General features: G+C 67.5%; 22 protein-coding genes and 1 riboswitch. Of the genes, 7 read left to right on the top strand and 15 right to left on the bottom strand.

Translation table 11 applies throughout. The features are described from left to right. Positions 1 to 139 precede the first annotated feature (139 nt). The 4 genes from AC6A67_RS08605 to AC6A67_RS08620 all read right to left on the bottom strand — a co-directional run bounded on the left by AC6A67_RS08605 (position 140) and on the right by AC6A67_RS08620 (position 3,288). On the bottom strand, positions 140 to 751 hold the full coding sequence (locus AC6A67_RS08605; protein ID WP_498036136.1) for a glutathione S-transferase family protein: 612 nt from the start codon (positions 749 to 751) through the stop codon (positions 140 to 142). 424 nt (positions 752 to 1,175) lie between these two features. Beyond that, entirely contained in the window at positions 1,176 to 2,030 is an 855-nt protein-coding gene (locus AC6A67_RS08610; protein WP_498036137.1) for a 23S rRNA (adenine(2030)-N(6))-methyltransferase RlmJ, read from the bottom strand. A gap of 15 nt (positions 2,031 to 2,045) precedes the next feature. Beyond that, entirely contained in the window at positions 2,046 to 2,810 is a 765-nt protein-coding gene (locus AC6A67_RS08615; protein ID WP_498036138.1) for a ribonuclease T2 family protein, read from the bottom strand. Positions 2,811 to 2,826: 16 nt separating this feature from the next. Continuing rightward, complete coding sequence (locus AC6A67_RS08620; protein ID WP_498036139.1) at positions 2,827 to 3,288, bottom strand: hypothetical protein; 462 nt, start codon at positions 3,286 to 3,288, stop codon at positions 2,827 to 2,829. Positions 3,289 to 3,543: 255 nt separating this feature from the next. Here AC6A67_RS08620 and AC6A67_RS08625 point away from each other — a divergent pair, with 255 nt between their 5' ends. After that, complete coding sequence (locus tag AC6A67_RS08625; protein ID WP_498036140.1) at positions 3,544 to 7,455, top strand: hydantoinase B/oxoprolinase family protein; 3,912 nt, start codon at positions 3,544 to 3,546, stop codon at positions 7,453 to 7,455. Between the two features lie 313 nt (positions 7,456 to 7,768). Here AC6A67_RS08625 and AC6A67_RS08630 read toward each other — a convergent pair whose 3' ends face one another. The 7 genes from AC6A67_RS08630 to rpmH all read right to left on the bottom strand — a co-directional run bounded on the left by AC6A67_RS08630 (position 7,769) and on the right by rpmH (position 13,056). Continuing rightward, positions 7,769 to 7,939, bottom strand: a complete 171-nt coding sequence (locus AC6A67_RS08630) for a hypothetical protein (protein ID WP_498036141.1) — start codon at positions 7,937 to 7,939, stop codon at positions 7,769 to 7,771. Between the two features lie 30 nt (positions 7,940 to 7,969). Continuing rightward, positions 7,970 to 8,857: an acetylglutamate kinase gene (argB, locus tag AC6A67_RS08635; protein WP_498036142.1), complete on the bottom strand. Its 888-nt coding sequence runs from the start codon at positions 8,855 to 8,857 to the stop codon at positions 7,970 to 7,972. Positions 8,858 to 9,039: 182 nt separating this feature from the next. Then, positions 9,040 to 9,411 carry a DUF423 domain-containing protein gene (locus AC6A67_RS08640; protein ID WP_498036143.1) on the bottom strand — a complete coding sequence of 124 codons (372 nt, stop codon included), beginning with the start codon at positions 9,409 to 9,411 and terminating at the stop codon, positions 9,040 to 9,042. A gap of 31 nt (positions 9,412 to 9,442) precedes the next feature. Further along, positions 9,443 to 10,180, bottom strand: coding sequence for a ribosome biogenesis GTP-binding protein YihA/YsxC (gene yihA, locus AC6A67_RS08645; RefSeq protein ID WP_498036144.1), 738 nt, complete (start codon positions 10,178 to 10,180; stop codon positions 9,443 to 9,445). Between the two features lie 419 nt (positions 10,181 to 10,599). Next, positions 10,600 to 12,378 (bottom strand): membrane protein insertase YidC, encoded by a 1,779-nt coding sequence (gene yidC / locus AC6A67_RS08650; RefSeq protein WP_498036145.1) that lies wholly within the window; start codon positions 12,376 to 12,378, stop codon positions 10,600 to 10,602. Further along, positions 12,375 to 12,896, bottom strand: a complete 522-nt coding sequence (rnpA, locus tag AC6A67_RS08655) for a ribonuclease P protein component (RefSeq protein ID WP_498036146.1) — start codon at positions 12,894 to 12,896, stop codon at positions 12,375 to 12,377. Before rnpA ends, yidC begins: the two co-directional genes overlap by 4 nt. A 25-nt stretch (positions 12,897 to 12,921) precedes the next feature. Beyond that, positions 12,922 to 13,056, bottom strand: coding sequence for a 50S ribosomal protein L34 (rpmH, locus tag AC6A67_RS08660; RefSeq protein WP_132008764.1), 135 nt, complete (start codon positions 13,054 to 13,056; stop codon positions 12,922 to 12,924). A gap of 656 nt (positions 13,057 to 13,712) precedes the next feature. Between rpmH and AC6A67_RS08665 the strand changes: the two genes are divergently transcribed. Next, complete coding sequence (locus tag AC6A67_RS08665) at positions 13,713 to 14,861, top strand: extensin-like domain-containing protein (protein ID WP_498036147.1); 1,149 nt, start codon at positions 13,713 to 13,715, stop codon at positions 14,859 to 14,861. 112 nt (positions 14,862 to 14,973) lie between these two features. On the opposite strand, the gene AC6A67_RS08670 is transcribed toward AC6A67_RS08665, so the two are convergent. After that, positions 14,974 to 15,759, bottom strand: a complete 786-nt coding sequence (locus AC6A67_RS08670; protein ID WP_498036148.1) for an SDR family NAD(P)-dependent oxidoreductase — start codon at positions 15,757 to 15,759, stop codon at positions 14,974 to 14,976. Positions 15,760 to 16,085: 326 nt separating this feature from the next. Between AC6A67_RS08670 and AC6A67_RS08675 the strand changes: the two genes are divergently transcribed. The 3 genes from AC6A67_RS08675 (at position 16,086) to AC6A67_RS08685 (ending at position 18,878) form a co-directional block, all read left to right on the top strand. Then, positions 16,086 to 17,006, top strand: coding sequence for a crotonase/enoyl-CoA hydratase family protein (locus AC6A67_RS08675; RefSeq protein WP_498036149.1), 921 nt, complete (start codon positions 16,086 to 16,088; stop codon positions 17,004 to 17,006). Positions 17,007 to 17,310: 304 nt separating this feature from the next. After that, a complete protein-coding gene (locus AC6A67_RS08680; protein WP_498036161.1) occupies positions 17,311 to 18,000 on the top strand; it encodes a pyrimidine 5'-nucleotidase in 690 nt (229 codons plus the stop codon). A 32-nt stretch (positions 18,001 to 18,032) separates the two neighbouring features. Then, positions 18,033 to 18,878, top strand: coding sequence for a class I SAM-dependent methyltransferase (locus tag AC6A67_RS08685; protein WP_498036150.1), 846 nt, complete (start codon positions 18,033 to 18,035; stop codon positions 18,876 to 18,878). Between the two features lie 146 nt (positions 18,879 to 19,024). Here AC6A67_RS08685 and AC6A67_RS08690 read toward each other — a convergent pair whose 3' ends face one another. Next, positions 19,025 to 19,810 (bottom strand): SDR family oxidoreductase, encoded by a 786-nt coding sequence (locus AC6A67_RS08690; protein WP_498036151.1) that lies wholly within the window; start codon positions 19,808 to 19,810, stop codon positions 19,025 to 19,027. A gap of 205 nt (positions 19,811 to 20,015) precedes the next feature. Further along, a riboswitch (TPP riboswitch) is annotated at positions 20,016 to 20,164 on the top strand. 203 nt (positions 20,165 to 20,367) lie between these two features. Here AC6A67_RS08690 and thiC point away from each other — a divergent pair. Together thiC and AC6A67_RS08700 are read left to right on the top strand one after the other, a co-directional pair. Then, on the top strand, positions 20,368 to 22,239 hold the full coding sequence (thiC, locus tag AC6A67_RS08695) for a phosphomethylpyrimidine synthase ThiC (RefSeq protein WP_498036152.1): 1,872 nt from the start codon (positions 20,368 to 20,370) through the stop codon (positions 22,237 to 22,239). A gap of 443 nt (positions 22,240 to 22,682) precedes the next feature. Beyond that, a complete protein-coding gene (locus AC6A67_RS08700) occupies positions 22,683 to 23,375 on the top strand; it encodes a YoaK family protein (protein ID WP_498036153.1) in 693 nt (230 codons plus the stop codon). Positions 23,376 to 23,538: 163 nt separating this feature from the next. On the opposite strand, the gene AC6A67_RS08705 is transcribed toward AC6A67_RS08700, so the two are convergent. Together AC6A67_RS08705 and AC6A67_RS08710 are read right to left on the bottom strand one after the other, a co-directional pair. After that, the gene (locus tag AC6A67_RS08705) at positions 23,539 to 24,672 is read right to left on the bottom strand and encodes a cupin domain-containing protein (RefSeq protein WP_498036154.1); all 1,134 of its coding nucleotides are present in this window, start codon (positions 24,670 to 24,672) and stop codon (positions 23,539 to 23,541) included. An 89-nt stretch (positions 24,673 to 24,761) separates the two neighbouring features. Next, on the bottom strand, positions 24,762 to 25,499 hold the full coding sequence (locus AC6A67_RS08710; protein WP_498036155.1) for a YoaK family protein: 738 nt from the start codon (positions 25,497 to 25,499) through the stop codon (positions 24,762 to 24,764). Positions 25,500 to 25,756 lie beyond the last annotated feature (257 nt).

Here is a 25,756-nt window from a genome sequence, read left to right on the forward strand (position 1 = left end):
GAGCTCATCTGTCGCGGCGCGCACGTCTTCGGATCATCTTCATTGAGACGCCGGGCGCTTGCTCATTGCGCCGAAAGCGGCGGGCGACCACGCGCGCCGCCGTCAGTCCAGCGCACGGCTCATCGTTCTCTGCCGTCGATCAGCCCGGGCGGGTGGCGCCGAAGGCCGGGACCTTGCTTTCGAATTGCTGCAGCCAGACCGCGAGCTTCGGGCAGTCGCCGCGCCAGGCGCCGTCAAAGCGGAAGTCGAGATAGCCGAGGGCGCAGGCGAGGGCGATCTGGCCGACGTCAGGCACGGCGCGCGCTGTTCCCACCTCTGGCGGCGGGCTCGCCTCCAGCGCCGCCAACGCCGCCGTCACCTTGGCCGCCTGGGCGGCGACCCATTCCGGATGCTGGCGCTCGTCGGGCCGGAAGCGCTTCTCATAAACCTGCAGCACCGCCGCTTCGATGATGCCGATGGCCAGGGCCTGCAGGCGCAGAACCTCGTAGCGCCCGGCGCTGACGGGAATGATGCGATCGCCGCCAGCCAGATGGTCGAGATAATCGAGGATCACCCGCGAATCGTACAGCGCCTGGCCGTCATCGGTGAGCAGCACCGGGATCTTGCCCAGCGGGTTCTGCTGCGCCAGCTCGGCGTCAGGCGGAAACACGCTGGCCGGCGTCGGCGTCAGCTGATCGCCGAGGCCGAGCACGTCGGCGGCGATCAGCGCCATGCGCGCATAGGGTGAAAGTGGCGACGAGCGCAATTGCATGTGAGTACCCCCATCGGGGCCCGACCCGCCGTCGCCGGATCTGGACAGGCCCCATCCTTGTCTGGGCGGAGCGCAACCCGTCGCATCGGGCCTGAATGGCCGATGGGGCGCCGCTCCTGCGTTTCCTGTGCTGGCTGGCGCGTCTCTTGCGTGGACGTCGCTCAACCATGGTCAGACGCCAGCGCCTCATAGGCGTGACGCCGCAACAGCGCTGCAGCAGCGCCGGGGCGGGAGAGAATCTGCCCGTGCATGGGTTGCGGCGCAAGCGCTATCGCCGGGGTATGAGGAGCAAGAGCCCCCTGGTCTGGGCGAGCCTCGCGCGGCTGGCGGCTCACGCGACGGCGTGGCGCCGCCCAGGCTTCCTGGCAGGTTCAGGCGCTGGGAGGGGCGACCGAATCGGGCGCCGGGCCTGTGTTCTTCGGTGTCAGGCGCGCTCTTCGCCGGAAATCCACTGCACGAGGGCGTCGCCTCGTCCGTCCGGGGCCAATCTGGCCGCCAGCGCCGGCAGCAACACCCTGGCTTCTTCATCCAGCCGCCACGGCGGGTTGGCGATGAAGAGGCCGCTGCCATTCAGCCGGTCGGGCGGGCCATCGCTGTCGATAAACATTTCGAGCCGCAGCAGTTTCGGCAGGCCGCTGGCTCGCAGCCGCGCCGCCGCCTGGTCGATCTGCCGCCGGTCCTTGACCGGATACCACAGCGCGACAATGCCCGTGGCCCATTTGCGCAAGGCGCGGGTCACCTCATCGACGGCGGCCATCAGCTCGCCTGGCTGCTCATAGGGCGGGTCGATGAGCACCAGGCCGCGTCGCTCTTTCGGCGGAATATTGGCGTGCAGCGCCGTCCAGCCGTCGAGGTGCAGGGCGCGGATGCGCGGCACCGGGGCCAGCGCCTGCCTCAACCGCTCGACATCCGCCGGGTGCAGCTCCACCGCCAGCGCCCGGTCGCCGGGGCGCAGCATCTCGCCAATCAGCATCGGTGAGCCGGGAAAAGCGGCGGCGCCATGGCGCGTGCGGGTGGCGGCGAGGGCGGCGCGCCACGGCGCCAGCAATTCTTCAACGGCGGGCGCGAAGGGCGCTTCGGTCAACGCCACGCCGCGCAGCCATTCGCCGGTGCGCGTCGCCTCGTCGGCGTCGAGATCATAGAGGCCGACGCCGCCATGGGTGTCGAGCACGAAAAACGGCGTGTCCTTGCGCTGCAGATGGGTCAGCAGGCGCGCCAGCAGGGCGTGCTTCATGACGTCGGCGAAATTGCCGGCATGGAAGGCGTGGCGATAGTTCACGGCAAATCCTGAGCGTCAGCGCGGCGGCTGAACCTGAAAGCCCGAGCGGCAGCGCGGCGGCCCCATGTCGGCGCAGGGCTCGAAGCCGCGCAGATCCTTGCTGAAGCAGATATAGACTTCCTGCAACGCGCCGCGGCTGCACGACACCTCGATCATGTCGGCGCGCAGGCGCGGATTGGCGGCGACGAAGGCGCGCTTCAGCTCCATCACCGAGCTGCGCATCGGCTGGTCCAGATCGCGATAGGCGTCGGGGATGCTCACCATCTCGCGCGCCCGTTTCACGTCGCGGAAATAGTCGACGGCGGTATTGCCCGAGCAGGTCCCATGCTTGCGCCACTGGTGACGGGCGAGCCCTTCTTCAGGGAACACCCCTTCGGCGGCGCGCAGGGCCATGCGCGATGGATAGCGCGGCGCAGGGGCGCATTCGCTGGGGTAGCCATTGCTGGCGTATTGCGGCCACAGCCCATGCACCACAAAGCCATTGCGCTCGCCAATGTCGCACTGGCTGCGCTGCTTGCGGATGCCCTCGCGGGCGCAGAATCCCGGCGACCACGACATGGCCAGCACATATTGGTCGAACCGGCCAGGGACCGCGCCGCGATCGGCCTGCGGACGGCCAGATTGCGCTTCGGCCCGGTTGAAGCTGAGGCTGGTGAAATTGAGGCTAGGGGGCGCGCCTGCGTCGCCGTCGCCAAACATGGCGTCGGCCATCAGCCCGACGCCAAGCAGCGCCCCGGCGATGGCGACGCCGCCAATGATGCGTTTCGACTGCAAGGACATGGCGCGGCGACAGCGATCAGTTTTGCGGGCGGGCGGAGCGGCAGCCTGGCGGTTTGCTCCAGCCACGATCGAGGCCGACCACGCAATAGGTCACGCCATAGGGTTCATAGCCGGCGTTGAACAGGCCTGGGCCAGGCATACCAAGCGCTTCGGCCACCGAATAATACACGGTGCGGTAATAGCCATCCGACATCCAGGCGCGGGCGCTGCAATAGCGACGCGGAATATAATCGAGCCCGTGCGGACGGTCAGCCAGCGTGGTGATCTGGTCGTAAGCGGTGATCTTGAGGCTGGAGTTCCAATAATTGGCCTCGGTGCGGCCAAAGCGGTCGGAGACCTTGTACAGCACCATATTGTCGGCGCAGCCTGGCAGCACGGCCGACCAGGGGTGGGTGCGGGTCTCGGCCGGGACCTGATCACGGGCGACGGCGGCGCCAGCCAGAGCGGTGACGCCAGCGGCGAAGGCCAGCGCGGCCATTGCCTGCGCCGGAAGCGAAAGCGGCCTCAGCGAATTCGGTTTGAACATGGCGCCTACCCGTTACAATCAGCCTGTGTGCGCCAGTCGCCGTCGCGCGACGCTGGCTGAACGGAAACCTGCGGTCGTGCGCTGGCGCGACCTCCTTCCATTCCGTGAATCGGTTATGCCACGGGTGCGTGGCCATGACCATGCACATGCGCATTATCCGTTGAGGCGCTCAGGCGCGCGCGCCCCGCAGCGGGGCAGGAGATTTCGATGAGCGACACCCCGGCACAGCATCCGCAGGTCGAGACCCCGCAGCCTGCGCCAGCCGGGCAGGGCCGCTCTGCGGCCAGCGGCGCCGGGCGCTGGGATTTCTGGATCGACCGGGGCGGCACCTTCACCGATGTGATAGGACGCGACCCGGATGGGCATCTGCACGCCCGCAAGGTGTTGTCGCAAAACCCGGCGCTGCGCCATGGCGACGGCGGAGCCGGAGCCGGAGCGGCACCGGGAGACGGCGACGCCTGCGCCGAACGCGCCACATGGCGGGATTCGGCGGTGCAGGGGATCCGCGAGCATCTGGGGCTTGCGCCCGGCGCGCCGATACCGCCGGGGCTGATCCGTGACATCCGCATGGGCACCACTGTCGCCACCAATGCGCTGCTGGAGCGCAAGGGCGAGCCGACGGCCCTGTTGACCACGCGCGGTTTTCGCGACGCCTTGCGCATTGGCTACCAGGCCCGCGCCGATATTTTCGCCCGCCAGATCGCCAAGCCGGAAGAGCTGTATGGCGTGGTCGCCGAGGTCGAGGAGCGGGTGCTGGCCGACGGCACGGTCGAGCAGCCGCTGGATGAGCATGAGTTGCGGGTGACGCTGCAGCGGCTACGCGATGACGGCTGGCGGGCGCTGGCCATCGTGTTCATGCATGGCTGGAAATACCAGCAGCATGAGGCCCGCGCCGCCGCGATCGCCCGCGCCATGGGCTTCACCCAGGTCACCGCCTCGCATGAGGCCTCGATGATGATCAAATTCGTCGGCCGTGGCGATACGGCGGTGGTCGACGCTTATCTGTCGCCGGTGCTCAACCGCTACGTCGCCCAGGTGACTGAGGAGCTTGGCCTCAGGCTCAGCGGCGACGATGGCGCGGCGGCGGACAATGCCGATGGCGTGCGACTGATGTTCATGACCTCGTCGGGCGGCCTGACCTCGGCGCGGCTGTTCCAGGGGCGCGACGCCATTCTGTCGGGCCCGGCGGGCGGCGTGGTCGGTATGGCCCGCACGGCGCTGGCGGCGGGGTTCCCGAAGGTGATCGGCTTCGACATGGGCGGCACCTCGACCGATGTGGCGCATTTTGACGGCGAGGCCGGCAATGAGGGCGACGCCGGGCGATTGCCCGACTATGAGCGGGCGTTCGAGACCGAAGTCGCCGGCGTGCGCATGCGCGCGCCGATGATGATGATCCACACGGTGGCGGCGGGCGGCGGCTCCTTGCTGCGCTATGACGGCGCCCGCTTTCGGGTGGGGCCCGAATCCGCCGGCGCCATGCCTGGGCCGATGTGCTACCGCAACGGCGGCCCGCTCGCCGTCACCGACGCCAATGTCATGCTCGGCAAGCTCGATCCGGCGCTGTTTCCGGCGATCTTTGGCCCACAGCAGGATCAGCCGCTCGACGTCGACGCGGTGCGCGCCGCCTTTACCAGCCTGGCGGAGCAGGTCGGCGATGGCCGCAGCCCGGAGCAGGTCGCCGATGGCTTCATCGCCATCGCCGTGGCCAATATGACCGAGGCGATCAAGCGCATTTCGGTGCAGCGCGGCCATGACGTCACCGCTTATGCGCTCAACTGCTTCGGCGGCGCTGGCGGCCAGCACGCCTGCCTCGTCGCCGATGCGCTGGGCATGGAGACGGTGCTGATTCACCCGTTCTCCGGCCTTTTGTCCGCCTATGGCATGGGCCTCGCCGAGGTCACAGCCACGCGCACGCGCGGGCTCGACATCGCCCTTGATGAGCAGGCCCCGGCGGCGATCGCGGCCGCGGCGCAGGACATGGCGGAGCAATGCCGCGCGGAGCTGGCTGCCCAGGGCGTCAACGGCGCCGACGGCGTTGACGCAGCCGGGGTGCGGGTCGCGGTGCGGGCGCATGTGCGCTACGCCGGATCCGATAGCGCCCTGCATCTGCCCGTGCAGGCAGACGATACGGCGGATGCGCTGGCCCGGCGCTTCGCCGCGGCGCACCGGCAGCGCTACGGCTTCGTCGAGGCGGGGCGCGCCCTGGTGGTAGAGGCGATCGAGGTGGAATGCGCTGGCGGCGGCGCGCCCAGCGATCAAGGCATGGCGAATGAGGGCGCGCGCGATGAGGCGCTCACGCCGGCGCCGCTGCAGGGCCGCACCCGCTTTTACAGCCAGGGCGGCTGGCGCGATGCGCCGGTGGCGGCCCGGGCGGAGATGGTCGCCGGCGCCTTTGTCGATGGCCCGGCGATTGTGGTGGAGCCCAATCAGACCGTAGTGGTTGAGCCTGGCTGGCGCGCCGTGATGCGCCGCAACGGCGATCTCATGCTCACCCGCATCGAACCGCGCGCCGATCGCCGCGCGCCGGGGTCTGCGGTCGATCCGGTGATGCTGGAGATCTTCAACAGCCTCTATGTGTCGATCGCCGAACAGATGGGCCTGACGCTGCAGAACACCGCCAGTTCGGTGAATATCAAGGAGCGGCTCGACTTCTCCTGCGCCGTGTTCGACGGCGCCGGCAATCTGGTGGCCAATGCGCCGCATGTGCCGGTGCATCTGGGCTCCATGGACGCCTCGGTGGCGACGGTAATCGCCAATAATCCGACCATCCGGCCTGGCGACGTGTTCTGCCTCAACGCGCCTTACAATGGCGGCACGCATCTGCCGGACATCACCGTGTGCACGCCGGTGTTCGACGACGCTGGCGCGCGCATCCTGTTCTGGCTGGCCTCGCGCGGCCACCACGCCGATGTCGGCGGCATCGCCCCTGGCTCCATGTCGCCGCGCGCCCGCAGCATCGAGGAGGAAGGGGTCTATATCGACAATTTCCTGCTGGTCGATCGCGGCGAGATGCGCGAGGCGGAGCTGCGGGCGCTGCTCAGCGGGGGGCGCTGGCCGGTGCGCAATCTTGAGCAGAACGTCAATGATCTCAAGGCGCAGATTGCCGCCAATGAGAAGGGCGCGGCGGAGTTGCGCCGCATGCTCGGCCATTTCGGCCTGGACGCGGTCGAGGCCTATATGGGCCATGTCCAGGACAACGCCTGCGCCAGCGTGCAGCGGGTGCTGGCGCAGCTTGCGGATAGCGCCTTCCGGGTGGAGATGGACCAGGGCTGCGCCATTGAGCTGCGCATCAGCGTCGACGCCGACCGGCGCGGGGCGACAGTGGATTTCACCGGCACGTCGCCGCAGCAGGCCGACAATTTCAACGCCCCGGAGCCGGTGACCCGCGCCGCCGTGCTCTATGCCTTCCGCGTCATGGCCGCCGACGACATCCCGATGAACGCGGGCTGCCTGCGGCCATTGCGCATCATCGTGCCGCAGGGCTCGATGCTGGCGCCGCAATGGCCGGCGGCGGTGGTGGCCGGCAATGTCGAGGTCAGCCAGGCGGTGACCGACTGCCTGTTTGGCGCGCTCGGCGTACTGGCCTCAGCCCAGGGCACCATGAACAATCTGACCTTCGGAAATGATCGCTACCAATATTACGAGACCATCTGCTCCGGCGCGCCGGCCGGCATCCATGGCCAGCGCTATGATGCGGCGACAGCCACGGCCGCCGACGGCTTCGACGGCGTCGCCGCCGTGCAGACTCATATGACCAATTCGCGGCTCACCGATCCGGAAGTGCTGGAGAGCCGCTTCCCGGTGGTGCTGGAGGATTTCCACATCCGTAAGGGATCAGGCGGCAAGGGCCGCTGGAACGCCGGCGACGGCGTCAGCCGCACCATCCGGTTTCGCGAGGCGATGGAGTGCGCCATCCTCTCCGGCCACCGCCTTAAGCCGCCGCATGGCCTGTTCGGCGGCGCGCCCGGCCAGACCGGCGGCAATCTGGTGCGCCGCCGCGACGGCGAGCTCGAAGTGCTCGGCGGTTCGGCCCAGATATCGCTGGCCCCTGGCGAAGCCGTCACCATCATCACCCCCACCGGCGGCGGCTTCGGCGATCCGGCGCTGCGCGCGGAGTGAGGACGCGGCGCCTGGGGTGAGAGCGGGGGCACGATCGCCCAATCGCCACCCCCGGCCCCACCCCCGCCGTCATGCCCGTGCTCGTCACGGGCATCCACGCGTTTGGCCGTGGCAGGTGTCCCTCCGTCGGTGGTAACGCTGCGACTGACCACGCCGCCTTCCGCCATAACGCAGGGCGCGCCGGAGGGGGAAAGACGTGGATGCCCGTGACGAGCACGGGCATGACGGCCTTCATTGTGCGCCGGCACGAGCACGAGCACGGGCGCCGGCACGAGCACGGGCGTTGGCATCAGCACGGGCGCTGGCGCGGGCATCAGCGCTGGTCGCGCGGGGTCGAACGCAAACGGCCGGGCGTGAGCCCGACCGTTGTGTCATTGCTGTGCTGTTCGCCGCCTGACGCCAGAACCTGATGAGCATGACCTATCGGGTTCGGGTTAAGCGCCGTGCGGCGCCTGAGCATTTCCGGATGCGGATGCATCAGCATCCTCGCATCCTGGCCTGACGGCTTCGGCGCTTATTTGCGGATCAGCGTGCCGGCGCCGTGGTCGGTGAGCAGCTCCAGCAGGCAGGCGTGCGGGGTCTTGCCGTCGAGGATGACGACGCCCTCGACGCCCTGTTCCAGCGCGTAGATGCAGGTTTCGACCTTGGGGATCATGCCGCCGGTGATGGTGCCGTCGGCGATCAGGCCGCGAATCTGGTCGACCGTCAGCTCCGGCAGCAGCTTCTTGTCCTTGTCGAGCACGCCAGGCACGTCGGTGAGCAGCAGCAGCCGTTTGGCGCGCATGGCGCCGGCGATGGCGCCGGCGAAGGTGTCGGCGTTGACGTTATAGGTGGCGCCGTCCTCGCCATTGGCCACCGGGGCCAGCACCGGAGTCAGTTCGGCGGCCAGCACCGCGTCGAGCACGCTGCGATTGACCCGCTCCGGCTCACCGACAAAGCCAAGATCGACATGCTTTTCGATGTTGGAATCGGTCGGTGTGGTGCGGCCGACCTTGCGGGCGACGACCATATTGCCGTCCTTGCCGCACAGGCCGATGGCCTTGCCGCCTTCGGCCGAGATGGTGCCGACGATCTGCTTGTTGATCGAACCGGCCAGCACCATCTCCACCACCTCGACGGTGGCCTTGTCGGTGATGCGTAGGCCGTTGGCGAATTCCGATTTGATGCCGAGCTTGTCGAGCATGCGGCCAATCTGCGGGCCGCCGCCGTGCACGACGATCGGCTTCACGCCCGCCTGCTCCAGCAACACCACGTCCTGGGCGAAATCCTGGGCGGCTTCCGGATCACCCATGGCGTGGCCGCCATATTTGATCACGATGATCTCCTGATCATAGCGCTGCATGTGCGGCAACGCCTGAACCAGAATTTCTGCCTGGGTGAATACGTCGGGAAGTTCGGTCATGAGCGCCTGCCGTCAGCCGGATCGAAAATGCCGCGAGAAATCGCGCCCGATGTTCAACACGTCGCGGACGCGGGGTCAACGCATCGGCGCCGCGCCGCGTCGACGATTTCACTCCGGTCCGCCAGCGCCAGCCGACTACATGGGGCGGAGGAGGGAGCGCCGGTCCGCCCGCGCCAGCGCGTTCAGTCCGGCTTGCGCGCCGGAACCAGCGCCGCGACGCCGAGCATCAGCCAGCCGATCATCAGCAGCGTGCCGCCAGTGGGCGCGGCCATGGCGAACAGCGAGGCGTCTTTCAGCGCCCGCAGGGCCAACTGGCCGCTGAACAGCGCCACGCCAAACGCCACGAGCATCAGCGCCAGCAGGGTGAGGTGGCGATGCACCGCGCCGCTGCGCACGATCGCCGGGGCCGCCGCCAGCAGCGGCGCGTGAAACAGCAGGAACTGCGAGGCGGTCTTCAAATTGTCGCCGCCGCCGACATGGGCGCTGGCCGCCGCCGCCATCACGCCGAAAAAGCCGGCGATAGCCCCGAGGATGAGAAGTAGCCGTTCAGGCATGGGTGTCTCCAGGTGAGCAGGACAGGCGGGATCAGACGGGCGGAACCGGGTCGAAGCCGCGCTCGCGCATCAGCTGGATCACCGCCGCCCGCGCCTCGGCGACGCCCTCGCCGGTGCGGCTGGAGGTGGCGAGCACCTGCGGATAGGCGGCGGGGCGCTTCTTCAGCGCCTGCTCGATGCCGCTGATGCGGCCGGCCAGCTCGGATTTCTTCAGTGAATCCACCTTGGTCAGGATCACCTGATAGGACACGGCGGCGCGGTCGAGGCCATCGAGCACGTCGATGTCGATGGCCTTCAGCCCATGGCGGGAATCGATCAGCACATAGACGCGGGCCAGATTGGCGCGGCCGCGCAGATAGTCCTGGATCAGCCGCGTCCAGGCGGCGACCTTGTCCTTGCCCACGGCGGCGAAGCCATAGCCGGGCATGTCGACCAGCGAAAACTGGCCCCATTCCGGGCCGATCTGGAAGAAGTTCAGCTGCTGCGTCCGCCCGGGCGTGTTGGAGGTGCGCGCCAAAGTGTTGCGCCCGGTGAGGGCGTTGACCAGGCTGGACTTGCCGACATTGGAGCGGCCGGCGAACGCCACCTCCATATCCTTCATCGGCGGCAGCCCGTCGATCTTCGCCGTGGCCCAATAGAACTCCGCCGGGCCGGCGAACAGCCGGCGGCCGACCTCCAGCGTCGCCTCATCGAACGCTTGCGCGGACGAGGCGGCGGGCGCGGCGCCGCCGTCGGCGTCAGGCGGGGTGTGACCGGTTTCGTCGCTCATGCGGTTCTCACTGTCAGGGCGCCTGGCGTTGAGGGCCGTGGCGGCGCAGGCGGCGCTGTCGCGCGGCCAGGGTGTTGCGGCGGCTTATAGAGCAATCGGCGGATAATCTGTATCCGATCATGCCGGCTTTTGATCGCGCAGGGGCGATTTCTGCTGCGTCTACCAGGATGCGAAGATGCTGACGCTTCCGCATCCTGAAATGCTCAGGCGCCGCACGGGCTTGGCCAGAACCCGATGAGTCATACTCATCAGGTTCTGGTAGTCAGCGCGTCCTGGGCGGGCGAAAGGCACTGTGCTCGCCCATGCTGGTGGTCCCGCCAAAACAAATCCCGGCGGGGGCGCCGCCGGGATCGCATCATCTGACGCCAAAGGAGGCCCCTTCAGGCCGCCCCATGGCGCGTGGTGTTGGCGACGCCTGTTCAGGCGGCCTTGGGCTTGCGGACGAAGAGCTTCTTCAGATTGTCGAACAGCTCGATCTTCACGCCGTTCTTTTTCATGATGTAGCCCTGCTGCAGCACCGACAGGAAGTTGTTCCAGCTCCAGTAGATCACCAGACCCGCCGGGAACGAACCGAGCGTGAAGGTGAAGATCACCGGCATCCAGGCGAACATGGCGCGCTGGATCGGATCCGGCGGCTCCGGGTTCATCTTCATCTGCAGGAACATCGTCACGCCCATGATGATCGGCCAGATGCCGAGATGCAGCATGGTCGGCGGCGTCCAGGGAATGAGACCGAACAGCGTGAACAGATTGGTCGGATCGGCGGCGGCGAGGTCGCGAATCCAGCCGAAGAACGGCGCGTGCCGCATTTCGATGGTGACAAGCAGCACCTTGTACAGGGCGAAGAACACCGGGATCTGGATCAGCATGGGCAGACAGCCGGAGACCGGATTGATCTTGTCCCGCTTGTACAGCTCCATGGTCTCCTGCTGCATCTTCACCTTGTCATCCGCATAGCGCTCGCGGATGGCGGTCATCTCGGGCTGCAGCGCCTTCATCTTGGCCATGGAGGCGTAAGAGCGGTTGGCCAGCGGGAAGAACACCAGCTTGACCAGCACGGTGACCAGCAGGATGGCGACGCCGAAATTGCCGACCAGCTTGAAGATGAAATCAAGCACGAAGAACATCGGCTTGGTGATGAAATAGAACCAGCCCCAGTCGATCAGCAGGTCGAAGCTCTTGATGCCATACTGGCTGGCGTAGCCGTCGATGGCGGCGACCTGCTTGGCGCCGGCGAACAGCCGCACCGTGTCGCTGACCTGGGCGCCCGGGGCGATGGTCTTCGCGCCGCCGCGCACGTCCGACTGGTAGATCGGCTTGGCGCCTTCGGTGACGGTGAAGCGGCCCTCGAACGGCGCGCTCTGGTCCGGCACCACCGCCGAAGCCCAGTATTTGTCGGTGATGCCGATCCAGCCGCCGACCGTATCCTTGAACACCTGGCCGCGGACATTGCCATACAGCACCGGGTCCTTGCCGACGCTGTCATAGGTCGGCTCCTGCAGGCCAGCCTTGCCGAGCACGCCGACCGGGCCTTCGTGCAGCACGAAATAGCCTTCGGTGTGCGGGCGGCCCCAGCGGGAGACCAGCGAGAACGGATACAGGGTCACCTGGGCGGCGCCGGTGTTCTTCACCGACTGCTCGACGGTGAACATGGCGTCCTGGTCGACGGAGATCTTGCGGGTGAACAGCAGGCCCTGGCCATTGTCCCAGGTCAGGGTCAGCGGCTGCTTGTCGGTCAGACGATCGCTGTCAGCTGTCCAGACGGTGTTGGCCTGGGGCAGCGCCACATTGGCGCCAGCGTCGCCGATCCAGCCGAAGTCGGCGTAATATGGGTTGGGCGCGCCGATCGGCGAGAACAGCACGATGTTCGGGCTGTTGGGGTTTACCGTCTCGCGATAGTGCTTCAGCGCCACGTCGTCGATGCGGCCGCCGGTCAGCGAGATCGAGCCGCGGATGGCCGGGGTGTCGATGGCGACGCGCGGGCCAGCCTTGATGGCGGCGTCGCGATCAACCGGGATGGCCTGCAGCGCGCCCGGCTGGCCGATCTGGCCCGGCTGGCCGGGGTTGGCGGCCTGCTGGGTCGTCTGGGCCGGCAGCTTGTTGGACTGGCCCGGCTGACCAAAGAAATACGTCCATCCAATCAGAATGGCGATCGACAGGGCGATCGCCACGATCAGATTGCGATTGTCATCGCTCATGGGCTGTTGTCCGTATGGTTCTGAACGTCGGCGGCGGGCGACGGCGCTTGCTGTGCAGCGCCCTTGCCGCGCCGGCGCTGGGCGTCGCGGGTGATCGCGCCGCCAGCGGCCTTGCCGCGCGGGGCGTTGCTACGCGGGCCTTTGGGCGCAGAGGCGCCTTTGCCCGTCAGCACTGCCGGGGCAGCCCTGCGCAAATCGTCGACAAGCTGTTCGAAGGGGGCGGTGATGGCGTCGCGCCGGGCTATGAGCACCAGGTCAAGCGAGGCATCAGGCCAGGAGGTCCTGGCGAGGTCGACCGCCGCCCTGAGGCGACGGCGAATTCTGTTGCGTTCAGGCGAGTTGCCGATGCGCTTCGTCACCGTGAAGCCGACACGCATTCCTGCGTCAATGTCAGCAGCCGTCGTGCGCATGATTCCCTGAACCGTCATTCGCGGCGTATGGAAGCGGCGTCCTGCCGCCGCCGCGACAAACTCGGCGCGTTTGGTCAGCCGGGTGGCCGCAGCTGCGACTTTGGTCACAGGCGCAGCCTCCATGCTGCGCTGATCAGGCCGAGAGGCGCTGACGACCACGGGCGCGGCGGGCGGCGATGACCTTGCGGCCGCCGACAGTCGCCATGCGGGCGCGGAAGCCATGACGGCGCTTGCGCACGAGCTTGCTCGGTTGATAGGTCCTCTTCACGGTACTTCTCCGGTCGTAAGCGGCTGCGGTTTCGTCCGCCCGCCTCGGCCACAGTGTGGACGCTGGAAGAGCTCACCTGCGGCGCCGATTAAAAATCAGTGGTCAAAAAGCAAACGGCGCCCGCGCGGGCGCCCGCCAACCCATGGCGGGCTTATGGATGAAGCCGTTTTGAAAGTCAACGCGCCAGGGGGGCGATCGGGCGTGATCCCAGCGCCTAAACAGCGCCGCCTGCGCCGTGATCCACGGGGCGTCAGGACCCCGCAATTCCGACGCCTCGCCGTCGTGTCGCAGGCGGAACCTGCGCCGCAGCCAGTTTCCGCCGGGCGCCCGCATCCGAGCGGCGTTGCCAGCGGCTCTGCGGTGGGGCTTCGCGCGACGGCCGGCCGGGCGGCCTGTCGTTGTGCCGGGGGCTACCCGGGGGCGCCGCCAACTGGAATGCCTCACCCAGACACGGTGATTTACGCTCCACTAACCATAGCCCGAGCCTCGGCGCGAGGCAAAGTCAGGGCTTTCCATCGCCCGGGCAGAATCGATTCAGCCCCCGTTAGGGTTCGGCGCGCAAGGTCGGGCCAGAACGCGGGCCCGTCCGGGGCGTCCGCGGGGCCTGCGTGGCGCGGGGGCGTCGCCGCCGTCTGGTCCGAGCTTGGGATAGACCTGTGAGCGGATTCTCCTGGCGCGCGCCCGCGCCCTTCGGCGGTTCAGGTAACATGACGGAGCAGGGCGGCGTTTCCCTGCGCCGCCGGGCGCCGCAGCTGGCGATACGTCTGGCGGCCATGGTGATGCTGGCGGCGCTGGCGGGCTGCGGCATGTTTGGCGGCGAGCAACGCGAGCCCTGGCGAGGTCAGGCTGAGGCGCAGTGCCTGGCGCGCAAGCAGGTGCGCGCTTCCGAATTCATGCAGCCGATGAAGTCGATCAGCGGACCAGGGGCCTGCGGCATGGACAGCCCGTTCCGGGTCACGGCGATTCTCAATGGCGCCGTCACCCTGAAGACCCGTGGCGTGCTGGCCTGCCCGATGATCGCCGCGCTGGAGCAGTGGGTGGGCGAGGTGGTGCTGCCAGCCTCGCAGAAATATTATGGCGTGCCCGTCGCCCAGATTCATTTTGGAACCTATGCCTGCCGCCGCATGAATAATGGCTCGCGCGGCCGCCGCTCCGAGCACTCATTCGGCAACGCCGCCGACTTTATGGGCATGACCCTGGCCGATGGCCGCAGCGTCAATGTTAAGCGCGGCTGGCGCGGCAGCGCCGCCGACCAGGAGTTCCTGCGCACCATCTTTACTGGCGCGTGCCAGCAGTTCAGCACCGTGCTGGGGCCCGGGTCGGACGCTTATCATTATGACCATCTTCACCTGGATCTCGCCCGGCATGGGCGGGGGCGGATGATCTGCAGGCCAGTGCTGAAATGGTCGCCCATGGTCCCGGCGCCGTTTGAGCCAGGGCCAGGCGGCGCGTTGGCGCAGACCTCCCAGGGCTATGGCGCGCCGGTACAGACGCCGCGCGGCGCGGCGCAACCGGTCGTTGACATGGGGGAGCAGCCGCAGGCGGGGCAAGATCACGCTGGCCAAGTTCACGCTGGCCAAGATCACGCAAGCCAAGATCACGCTGGCCATGATCATGACGGTGGTGAAGACACGGCGCAGGCCAGCGGCCAGCAGCAGGCCTATGACCAACAGCCTTATGGCCAGTCCACCTATGGTCAGGGCCAGCCGCAACAGCAGGCCTATGGCGCCGCGCCACTGCCGCCTGCAGGTGTCGGCGCTGGCGGCGGCGAGCTTGCGTGGGGCCGCCGCCACGGCGGGCCGTGACGGGCCAAACACCAGCCTAGAACGGCAAGGCCCCGGTCTCGACGACCGGGGCATTGTGATTCAACCAGGCGCCTGACCGACACGGCAGCCGCGTCGGTCAGCGATTGCGGGCTCAGTAAACCGCGTAGCCGCCGTCGATCAGCAGTGTGTCGGCGGTGTGATAGGACGATGCGGTGCTCATCAGATAGACGGCGATGCCGCCGAAGTCCGCCGGCTCGCCAAAGCGGCGCATGGGGATGCGCGGCAGCACATTGGCGACAAACTTGTCATTGCCCATGATGCCTTCGGTCATCTCGCTCTTGATCCAGCCCGGCAGAATGGCGTTGGCGGTGATGCCGTAGCGGGCCAGCTCGACGCCGAGGGCGCGCACCAGCGCGTTCAGCGAGGATTTGGTGGCGGCGTAGTGCTCATTGCGGGCGGTGCCGGAGATCGAGGCGAGGCTCGAGGTCGGCACGAGGCGGCCGAAGGCGTCGCCATTGCCGGCGCGCTCGATCATGTGGCGGGCGGCGAGCTGGAACACCTGAACCACGCCATCGAGATTGGTGGCGAACATCTCGCGCCATTCTTCCGGCGTGCGGTCGACGAAGGATTTGCGGCCGCCGCCGCCGATGCCGGCGTTGGCGAAGCAGCCGTCGACGCGGCCGAAGGCGGCCAGGGTGGCGCGGAAGGCGTCATCGATCGAGGTGCGGTCAGAGACGTCGCAGATGCGGGCCTCGACCTTGCCGGCGTTGTGCGCCTTGAGCTGGGCCAGCGCCGCCTCATTCTTCTGGGCGTTGCGGCCCCAGATCGACACCGAGCAGCCAGCGCGCACCAGCGCGTCCGCCATGCCGAGGCCAATGCCGCCATTGCCGCCGGTGATGATGGCGACGCGATGCGACAGGTCGAAATCCTTGTTCATGAAAGTCCTCCCGGGAGTGTTGTGCAAGAGCTAGCATGAGCGGACGGCGCGGCGGAAGAGGCTTCCTATCTAACGCTTGTTCTGTCACAACTGGGGCAGACCATCCCGGACGCGCCTGCCCGGAAGCGGCGGGCGCCTGACGCTCTGGCTGACGCGCGCCGGTCCAGTCGCCTGCGGGCGACGCCGCGCGGTCCGGGAACGGCCCACAATGCGCCGGTCGGCGCCAGGCCCATGTCGCCTGGCGCGGAGCGACGTCAATGACAATGCGGAGCACGCTGGCCAGGCCCCTGGTCATCATGTTCCAGGGAGCAAACGCGGGAACCTGCATGTCCTACGAATCAGTCAAGACCGAAGGCTCGACCATCAAGACCGAGCTGTCCGACGGCATCCTCACCCTGACGCTGAACCGTCCCGATCGTCTGAACGCCTTCACCGGCCAGATGATGCAGGAGATGATCGACACCTTCGACAAGGCCGACGCTGACGACAATGTCCGCGTCATCATCATCACCGGCGAAGGCCGCGGCTTCTGCGCTGGCGCCGACCTCGCCGCTGGCGGCGACACCTTCAATTACGACAACCGCCGCAGCGGCGCCGATCTGCCGCTCGGTCGCGATGGCAAGCCGGACCTCGCCGCTGACCCTGCGGTGCGCGACGGCGGCGGTCGCCTGACCCTGCGCATCTTCAACAGCCTGAAGCCGGTCATCGGCGCCATCAACGGCCCGGCCGTCGGCATCGGCGCCACCATGCAGTTGCCGATGGACGTGCGCATCGCCTCCGAGAACGCCCGCTTCGGCTTCGTGTTCTCGCAGCGCGGCATCGTGCCGGAAGCCTGCTCGAGCTGGTTCCTGCCACGCCTCGTCGGCATCCAGCAGGCGACGGACTGGGCCTTCTCGGGTCGCGTGTTTGACGCGAAGGAAGCCCTCGCTGGCGGCCTCGTCAAGGAAGTGGTCGCCGCGGACGAGCTGCTGCCGCGCGCCCGCGAGATCGCCCGGTCGTGGAGCGAGCGCACCGCGCCGGTGTCGGTGGCCCTGATGCGCCAGATGATGTGGCGCATGCTCGGCGCCGAGCATCCGATGGACGCCCATCGCGTCGACAGCCGCGCCATCTTCTGGCGGGGCAAGCAGCGCGACGTGCAGGAAGGCGTCACCTCCTTCCTCGAAAAGCGCCTGCCGAACTTCCCGGACAAGGTGTCGACCGACATGCCGTCGTTCTTCCCGTGGTACGAGGAGCCGGAATACAAGTAATATCAGGATGCGAAGATGCTGACGCATCCGCATCCTTAAATGCGCAGGCGCCGCACGGGCTTGGCCAGAACCCGATCTATCACGCTCATCGGGTTCTGGTAAAAGCCGGTACGACCCACACTTATGCCGCTACACAATGGCTCCGGAGCGTTCCGGGGCCATTTTTGTTGGCGGGAGCGAGGGGGGCGGTCCATATGAAAACGGGTGCGAACGCCGGTATTTGGCGTTACATAGCCGACCGGCGCAGGCACAACGGACCCGCAGGCGCCGGTACAGGCTGGAGCTTCCCTTGAGTACAGGCGACATGTCGGACGCGCGCGGTTTCGCCAACGTCGATACGTGGATTTTTGACCTCGACAACACGCTGTATTCGCATGAGGCGCAGGTATGGCCGCAGGTCGGCCAGCGCATCACCCAGTTCGTGGCCGATTATTTCAGGCTCGACCCGGTCGAAGCCCGCATCCTGCAGAAAAAATACTATCACAGCCACGGCACCACGCTGCGCGGCCTGATGGATGAGCATGGGCTTGATCCAGGCGATTATCTTGATTTCGTCCATGACGTCGATCTCACCCTGTTGGCCCCGAACGCCCAGCTGGCGGCGGCGATTGGCGCGCTGCCAGGGCGCAAGCTGATCTTCACCAATGGCTCGGCGCGCCATGCCGAGAACATTTGCCGCAAGCTCGGCCTGCACGACCATTTCCACGGCTGCTTTGACATTCTCGCCGCCAATTTCGTGCCCAAGCCGGAGCAGGGCGCCTATGACACGCTGCTGGCGCACTATGAGGTAGACCCGGCGCGCGCGGCGTTTTTCGAGGATATGGCGCGCAATCTCGCCCCGGCCCACGCCCTGGGCATGACCACGGCGCTGGTGCTGCCGGCGACGCCCGACCCCTATCGCGAGCCGTTCGAACAGGCGCGGGAGGAGCTGGCGCATGTTGACCACATCACCGATGATCTGGTCAGCTTCCTCGAAGGCGTGACGCGGGGCTGAGATGGCGCCCGCATGGCCTGCGGGAGGACATGATGACAGCGCGACCCAATGCGGCCCAGGCGGAATTCTGGAACACCGGCGCCGTGCGCTCCTGGGTGGATCTGCAGGAATTGCTCGATGCGCAATTCGCCCCGCTGTCTGCTGAGGCGCTGGCCCTGTTGCCGCTCGCCGACGGTCAGCGCGTGCTCGACATTGGCTGCGGCTGCGGCGGCAACACCCTGGAGCTGGCGGCGCAGGTCGGCGCTGGCGCGGCGGTCGGCGTCGACATTTCCGCGCCCATGCTGGCGCGGGCCCGCGAGCTGGCGGCGGCGCAGGGCGTGACCAACGCTTCCTTTGTCGAGGCTGACGCGCAGATCGCCGATCTGGCGGCGGGGGGCGCGGCTTTCGACGCGGCGTTCTCGCGCTTCGGCGTGATGTTTTTCGATGATCCGCCGGCGGCCTTCGCCAATATCCGCGCCAGTATGAAGCCGGGCGCGCCGCTGGCCTTCGTCTGCTGGCGCAGGCCCGATGAAAACCCGGTGCTGCTGGCGCCCTATCGGGCGGCCTATGCGACCTTCCCGGTCAAGCCGCCGAAAACTGATCCTTTGGCTCCCGGGCCCTTCGCCTTCGCCGACGCCAGCCGCATCCGCTCCATTCTCGAAGAGGCTGGCTTCAGCGACATCGCCATCACCGCGCATGACCAGCAGGTCGGCGGCCAGCCATTTGAGGTGGCGCTGGAGCAGGCGCTGCGCATCGGCCCGCTGGCCGGGGTGCTGCGCGAACAACCCGAGGCCATGGAGCCGGCGCGCGCCAAAGTGATGGAGATGCTGAAGCAGCATGAGCGCGACGGCCGCATCTGGTTCGACGCCGCCATCTGGGTGGTCAGCGCCAGGGCCTGATACCAGGATGCGAAGATGCCGACGCATCAGCATCCTGGATTGCTCAGGCGCCGCACGGGCTTGACCAAAGTGCGATGAGTCGTGCTCACCGCACTTTCGTATGCGCGACGCAGGGGCCGCGTCCTGCGGTCAGCGGCTGTCGCGCCTCAGAAATGCGCCAGAAAGCCGCCGTCCACCGCCAGCGAATGGCCAGTGATGTAGGAGGCTTCGCGCGAGGCGAGGAACACCACGGCGCCGGTGATCTCTTCCGGGCGGCCCCAGCGGCCTAGCGAGGTGCGCTGGCCGAGCCAGGCGGCGATGTCGGCGTCGGCGGCCATGGCCGCGTTGGCCTCGGTGGCGAAATAGCCCGGCGCCACGGCGTTGACGGTGATTCCATGCGGTCCAAGCTCGGCGGCCAGCGCCCGGGTCATGGCGTCGAGGCCGCCTTTCGAGGTGGTGTAAAGCGCATCCCCCGCCCGCGAGATGCTGGCGGCGATGGAGGTGATGTTGATGATGCGGCCATGCCGCGCCGCCTGCATCAGCGCCGCCGCCTTGCGGCTGAGCTCGAAGGGCGCGGTGATATTGGCGGCGAGCAGCGCCTGCATGTCGCCGGGCCCGAACTGTTGCAGACTGCGCCGGTCACGGGCGGCGGCGTTATTGACCAGAATGTCGAGACGGCCAAAGCGCTGCATCAGCGTGGCCAGCGCCTCGGTCACGCCTACGTCGTCGGTGAGGTCAAAGGCCAGTGCATGCACGTCGCCGCCTTCCGCCGCCAGTCGCCGCCGGGCCTGCTCCAACTGGCTGGCGTTGCGGCCGCTGAGCACGGTGACGGCGCCGGCGCGGGCGAGACCGCGCGCGATCTCCAGCCCGAGGCCGCGCCCGGAGCCAGTCACCAGCGCCACCTGACCATCGAGCCGGAACGGGGCGACGCCCTGGGTCTCGCTGCTGTTCATGCCCGCCTCCATGGTTGCGCTGCGTGTCGCCGGTTGTGCCGGGGCGAGAGCGGCGAGGCAAGAGAGGTGTGGCGAGAGCGGCGTTCCAGACGCGGCGCCTGAACGGCCGGCGTGTCACGCGAGTCGGCCGCGCCCGGTGGGCGCCTCGCCGGCGGACGACGCAGCTTGCGGCGATTGACGTTGGCGCGGCTGTAGCGCAGTCTGGCGCCATTCCGAGGGGGGCCCGTGAGCGGGCTGAGATTCCACCTGTCGGCGCGTCATTCCGGGAAACCGGCGGCCATGCGCCCACGCTGTGGTGACCCTTTGAACCTGAACCGGGTCATACCGGCGGAGGGACAGGAACTTGCTCGTGTTGCGCCCCATGCATGCGCCTTTAGCGCGCATCTTGCGTTCCGCCTGTGGCGGATGTCGCCCCGCCGGCTCCCCGGCGGCGCCTGCGCGCGCCTGCATCGCCCCTATTGGCCAGATGTCTGGTCCATGGCGCCCATGGCGTCCATGTGTCCCCTCGTTGTGTGCGCCCGGTCCGCTTCCCAGCCACAACGACCAGGGTGCATGCCATGAGCGACGCCATCTTTCAGGGCGCCAGCGCGCCAGCCGCCGTCACCACCGCAGCCATTCGCGGCTCGCGCAAGATCTACAGCCCCACAGCTGAGCGACCCGATATCCGCGTTCCGTTTCGCGAAATCACCCTGTCGGCGGGCGCCGGCGAGCCGCCGCTGCTGGTGCAGGACACCTCGGGGCCGTTCACCGACCCGGAGGTGAGCATCGATCTGACCCAGGGGCTGCCGCAGCCGCGCGCCAGCTGGGTCGCCGGGCGTGGCTTCGCCACCGTGCAGCCGCGCGCCGTGCGCCCGGAGGACAATGGCGGGGCCAGCGGCGCGCGGCTGGTGCCGGCCTGCCCGGCGCAGCGTCCGGTGCTGTGCGCCGGTGACGGCCAGATGGTGACCCAGCTGGAGTTCGCCCGCGCCGGCATCATCACCGAAGAGATGATCTACATCGCCCATCGCGAGAACGCCGGGCGTCAGGCCATGGCGGATGGCGCGGCTGCGCGGCGGGCCGATGGCGAGGATTTTGGCGCGGAGATCCCGACCTTCATCACGCCGGAATTCGTACGGTCTGAGGTGGCGCGGGGCCGGGCGGTGATCCCCGCCAATATCAACCACCCCGAGCTTGAGCCGACGATCATCGGCAGGAACTTCCTGGTCAAGATCAACGCCAACATCGGCAATTCGGCGGTGGTGTCGAGCGCCGCCGAAGAGGTGGAGAAGCTGGTGTGGGCGGCGCGCTGGGGCGCGGATACGGTGATGGACCTGTCGACCGGCCGCAACATTCACAACATCCGCAGCTGGATCATGCGCAACTCCCCGGTGCCGATCGGCACGGTGCCGATCTATCAGGCGCTGGAGAAGGTCGGCGGCGATCCGGCGAAACTCGATTTCGACGTGTTCGCCGACACGCTGATCGAGCAGGCCGAGCAGGGGGTGGACTATTTCACCATCCACGCCGGGGTGCGGCTGCCCTTCGTGCCGCTCACCGCCAACCGCGTCACTGGCATCGTGTCGCGCGGCGGCTCGATCATGGCGCGCTGGTGCCTGTCGCACCATCGCGAGAGCTTCCTCTACGAGCGCTTCGACGAGATTTGCGACATCATGCGCCGCTATGACGTCACCTTCTCGCTGGGCGACGGCCTGCGCCCTGGCTCGATCGCCGACGCCAATGACGCCGCGCAATTCGCCGAGCTGGAGACGCTGGGCGAACTGACGAAGATCGCCTGGGACAAGGGCTGCCAGGTGATGATTGAGGGCCCTGGCCACGTGCCGATGCACAAGATCAAGGCCAATATGGACAAGCAGCTCAAGGCCTGTGGCGAGGCGCCGTTCTACACGCTTGGCCCGCTGACCACCGACATCGCCCCTGGCTATGACCACATCACCTCGGCCATTGGCGCGGCGATGATCGGCTGGTTCGGCACCGCCATGCTCTGCTACGTCACCCCCAAGGAGCACCTGGGCCTGCCCAACCGTGATGACGTGAAAACCGGCGTCATCACCTACAAGCTGGCGGCCCATGCGGCTGACCTCGCCAAGGGCCACCCGGCGGCGCAATTGCGCGATGACGCCCTGTCGCGGGCGCGCTTCGATTTCCGCTGGGAAGACCAGTTCAACCTGTCGCTCGACCCGGACACCGCCTGCGCCTTCCACGACGAGACCATGCCGAAGGACGCCCACAAGGTGGCGCATTTCTGCTCGATGTGCGGGCCGAAGTTCTGCTCGATGAAGATCACCCAGGACCTGCGCGCCGAGGTCGCCGCCATGGGCGACAATGAGCGGCGGGCGCTGGAGGAGGCGGCGATGCGCGGCATGCAGGCCAAAAGCGCCGAATTCGCCGCAGTCGGCGGCCAGATCTATGTGGAGGCGGCGCGGGACTGAGGCGCCGATACGCGCCTGGCGTTGCGGGTGGTTCTGGCGGTTCACAGGCGGCGCGCATGCCGGGCGCAGACGGCTGGACTGTGAACGGCCAGAGGTAACGCGTGGATGCCCGCGACAAGCGCGGGCATGACGGCGGGGAGCGGGAGAGGGCGAGAGTGGAGAGGGCAGCAGGTGACGGGCCGAGGGGTGAGGGCGTGAGGGGACGTGGGTGAAGAGAGGGGGGCGGCGAAAGTCCTGTCTCGCCGCCTTTTCGCTTCTACACCGTCATGGTCGGGCTTGACCCGACCATCCACGTCTTCAACCACCTCCACCACATCAGCCGCCCCACCCGTCGCCGGTCGCAACGCTCCGCCCGCCGCATTGCCGCCCGGCCAGGCGCGCGCCATGATGCGCGGCCGCGCCTTGTGGGCGGCGCCCCGCCGTGTGTGATCCAGGAGCAGCCCATGCAATTGCCGTCGCCGGTCGATCATTTGCCGCGCGCCGCCCAGACCACGCTGCTGCTGTGTCAGGTGGCGCTGGCTGGCTGTGTCGACGCCATTGGCTGGCTGCTGCTGGGCGGCGTGTTCGTCTCGTTTATGAGCGGCAACAGCACCCAGTTGGCGGTGGCGCTGGCCAGCGGCCAGGGGGGCTGGGCGCTGCGGGTGGCCTGCGTGCTGGGGGCGTTCTTCGCCGGCGTGTTCTGTGGGGCGATGATGCGCGAGGTGAGCCGCTCTGGCTCGCACGCGCCGCTGTTTCTGGCGGCGGCGGTGGCGTTGGCGGTGGCGCTGACCCTGGTGCGCACCTCTGGCGTCAGCACCCTGCACATGCTGCCGCTCGCCTTCGCCATGGGGCTGCTCAACAATGTGCGTCGGCTGATCAGCGGCGCTCCCGTCGGCGGCACCTTCGTCACCGGGGCGTTTGTCGCGGCGGCGCAAGGCGCGGCGCGCTGGTCGCTGGGGCGGGCGCCGTTTTCAGCGCTGGCGCCCTATGCGCTGTCGTGGCTGGCGCTGGGCGGCGGCGCCGTCGTCGGGGCGGCGCTGTCGCTTTACGCCGGCGATATCGTGGCGTTGTTGACGCCGGTGCTGTGGGCCACAGCCCTTGCGCTGATCCATCTGTGGATCGCCAGCCGCGCGCCGTCCCCCGCCGCGGATCTGTGATGCCAGGATGCGCGGATGCTGACGCATCCGCATCCTGAAATGCTCAGGCGCCGCACGGGCTTGGCCAGAACCCGATGAGTGAAGCTCATCGGGTTCTGGTATGAGGGCGCGGCGGGGCCATAAAAAAGGGACGCCGGAGCGCCCCTTTTTGTATCGCGGCTTATCAGCCCCTGGTCACCGGGCGACGTTCGGCGGTGAACGACGACATCAGCGGATCGCCCACATCCAGATGGCCCTCGACCAGATGGCGCGGCGTCAGCGCCAGCCAGTTGTTGAGCGACACGTCACGATATTTGCCGGTGTGGAACACATTGATCACCCGCATGGGCTCCGTGCCCGTGTTCTCGATGTAATGCGCCAGGGTCTTCGGCACATAGCCGACGTCGCCCGCCACGAAATCGAAGGTGCGGGCGTTGTCGACGGCGTCGAACACCGTCATGCGCGCCTGGCCGGAGAGATAATACTGGATCTCGTCCGCGTCGGGGTGCCAGTGAATCTCGCGCATGGCGCCTGGCTCCAGATCGATGATCAGCGCGGCCAGATTGGTGACCGGGAAATTGCGCTCATCAATCACCGTCACCGAGCCGCCGACGCACTCGGTCTTCTCGGCCTGGGCAGCGCGGAACACGTATTTGTCGGTGAAATTGACGGCGCCCAGGTCGCGGCGCACCTCGTCCAGCGGCGGCGGCACAGGCTGGCGGAAGATGTATTTCTCTTCAGCCGGAATGCCGTCAAACGCCTCAACCGGCACGCCGAAGTTCTTGGCCAGAACTTCGCGCGGGGTGTGGGCGAACAGCTCGGTCACCAGCAGGGTCTGGTTTTCGGAGAAATTGCCGTCGTTGAACACCAGCACGAATTCGGTGCCCTCTTCGAGGCCCTGAATGGCGTGCGGGAAGCCTGCCGGCGCCAGCCACAGATCGCCGGGGCCGAGGTCTTCCACCAGCGTCTGGCGCTGGTCGTCGATAATGTAGAAGCGCACCCGGCCCTTGACCACATAGGCCCACTCGGCCTCCTTGTGCCAGTGCATCTCACGCACCACGCCCGGGGGCAGGCGCATGTTGACGATGGCCAGCTCCTTCAGCGAGCCCATCTCACGCTGGGTGACCTCGCGCGCCCAGCCGCCGTCCTCAAGACGGTTGTGGGCCATGGCGAAGGGGAATTTCAGGTTTGGAATGCCGCCATGGTCGGTGGCAGGCGGCAACAGGATGTCCGGGTTCTGCGCCTCGACCTGGGGATTGCGCGGGCCGACGATATCGGCGCCGAGGCTGCCGCGAATGGGTTGCACAAGATCAGTCATAGGGCCTCCAGAAGGTTATGGGGTGGCGGCGACTCACGTCGCTGCGGCGAGCAGGTCTCGCCGCAGGCAAGCGTCGCCGCGAGCAGGCGTCAGCCGATCAGACCGCCAGGGGTCGGGTCCGCCTCACGCGGCTCGCCAAGCGCGATAAAGCCCAGCGCCAGAGCGATGGCCGCCGGCAGGAAAATCGCCGCGCCAGAGAATTGCTGGTCGACAAAGAAACCAATGGCGCCGCCGCCGGCGAAGCCAAGCAGGGTGAGGAAGAAGATGCCCGCCCACGACAGGTTAGACTTGCCGTTGATACCGGTGCGCGAGAACAGCGCCTGGATCAGGAAGTTAAACGCCATCTGCACCACAAAGGTGACAGCCACGGCGCCGAACAGCATGCCGCGGTTCTTGTGGAAGGCATTGCCCTGGGCGCCGGCGAGGAAGCTGATCGCATAAGCGATATATTGCGGCTCCATCACGCCGCCACGGGCGCAGAAGGCCAGCGCCAGCAGCACGACGCAAATGCCAAACAGCACCACCGGCGTATAGACCTTGCCCTTGCGCAGCATGGCGGTCATCAGCGCGCCGCACAGGGCGGAGCCAATGCCGAAGGCCAGCACGGACAGGGTGGAGAACCAGAAGGCCTGCCAGTCGCCCTGCACCAGGCGATAGCCGCTCTGCACCACGTTGCCGGACTGCACCGTGGCGAAGGTCTGGGCATTGGCCAGCGTCCAGGCGTTCATGGAGCCGGCCATCGCCGCCAGCAGGAAGCCGACTAGCGGTTTCTCCATCAGCGGGTAGCGCGTGAGTTCGGGGTGTTCCCCCACCGTTGCGGCTGTCATACCGGCGCAATCTCCCATTCCGTGACGGCAGTCGCCGTCCGCGTGGCACGGTCAAGTTCAAGCCAACCCTACTGGGGCCTCGTCGCGGAAGCGCCATGCTTTTGGCCAACAATTGACCAATTTAACGATTGTTCACGTCTTTGTGATGACAGTTATTGGAATGATTCTATTCTGATCTGCCGGAACATGGCCCGGCGCCGTCATCGTACAGTCGGATACTGTGGAATGATCGTGCTGACTGTGTGACCCCAGCGTGG

The sequence above is a fragment of the Camelimonas sp. FR25 genome, assembly GCF_059740505.1.

Coding starts and splice junctions, on each gene's coding strand:
- argB (WP_498036142.1), bottom strand. CDS start 8,857: ATGACCGAACTTCCCGACGTATTCACCCAGGCAGAAATTCTGGTTCAG.
- AC6A67_RS08630 (WP_498036141.1), bottom strand. CDS start 7,939: ATGCTGATGCATCCGCATCCGGAAATGCTCAGGCGCCGCACGGCGCTT.
- AC6A67_RS08675 (WP_498036149.1), top strand. CDS start 16,086: ATGTCCTACGAATCAGTCAAGACCGAAGGCTCGACCATCAAGACCGAG.
- AC6A67_RS08620 (WP_498036139.1), bottom strand. CDS start 3,288: ATGGCCGCGCTGGCCTTCGCCGCTGGCGTCACCGCTCTGGCTGGCGCC.
- AC6A67_RS08690 (WP_498036151.1), bottom strand. CDS start 19,810: ATGAACAGCAGCGAGACCCAGGGCGTCGCCCCGTTCCGGCTCGATGGT.
- yidC (WP_498036145.1), bottom strand. CDS start 12,378: ATGAGCGATGACAATCGCAATCTGATCGTGGCGATCGCCCTGTCGATC.
- AC6A67_RS08605 (WP_498036136.1), bottom strand. CDS start 751: ATGCAATTGCGCTCGTCGCCACTTTCACCCTATGCGCGCATGGCGCTG.
- AC6A67_RS08625 (WP_498036140.1), top strand. CDS start 3,544: ATGAGCGACACCCCGGCACAGCATCCGCAGGTCGAGACCCCGCAGCCT.
- AC6A67_RS08640 (WP_498036143.1), bottom strand. CDS start 9,411: ATGCCTGAACGGCTACTTCTCATCCTCGGGGCTATCGCCGGCTTTTTC.
- AC6A67_RS08670 (WP_498036148.1), bottom strand. CDS start 15,759: ATGAACAAGGATTTCGACCTGTCGCATCGCGTCGCCATCATCACCGGC.
- thiC (WP_498036152.1), top strand. CDS start 20,368: ATGAGCGACGCCATCTTTCAGGGCGCCAGCGCGCCAGCCGCCGTCACC.
- AC6A67_RS08710 (WP_498036155.1), bottom strand. CDS start 25,499: ATGACAGCCGCAACGGTGGGGGAACACCCCGAACTCACGCGCTACCCG.
- AC6A67_RS08700 (WP_498036153.1), top strand. CDS start 22,683: ATGCAATTGCCGTCGCCGGTCGATCATTTGCCGCGCGCCGCCCAGACC.
- AC6A67_RS08680 (WP_498036161.1), top strand. CDS start 17,311: ATGTCGGACGCGCGCGGTTTCGCCAACGTCGATACGTGGATTTTTGAC.
- AC6A67_RS08705 (WP_498036154.1), bottom strand. CDS start 24,672: ATGACTGATCTTGTGCAACCCATTCGCGGCAGCCTCGGCGCCGATATC.
- AC6A67_RS08685 (WP_498036150.1), top strand. CDS start 18,033: ATGACAGCGCGACCCAATGCGGCCCAGGCGGAATTCTGGAACACCGGC.
- yihA (WP_498036144.1), bottom strand. CDS start 10,180: ATGAGCGACGAAACCGGTCACACCCCGCCTGACGCCGACGGCGGCGCC.
- AC6A67_RS08615 (WP_498036138.1), bottom strand. CDS start 2,810: ATGTCCTTGCAGTCGAAACGCATCATTGGCGGCGTCGCCATCGCCGGG.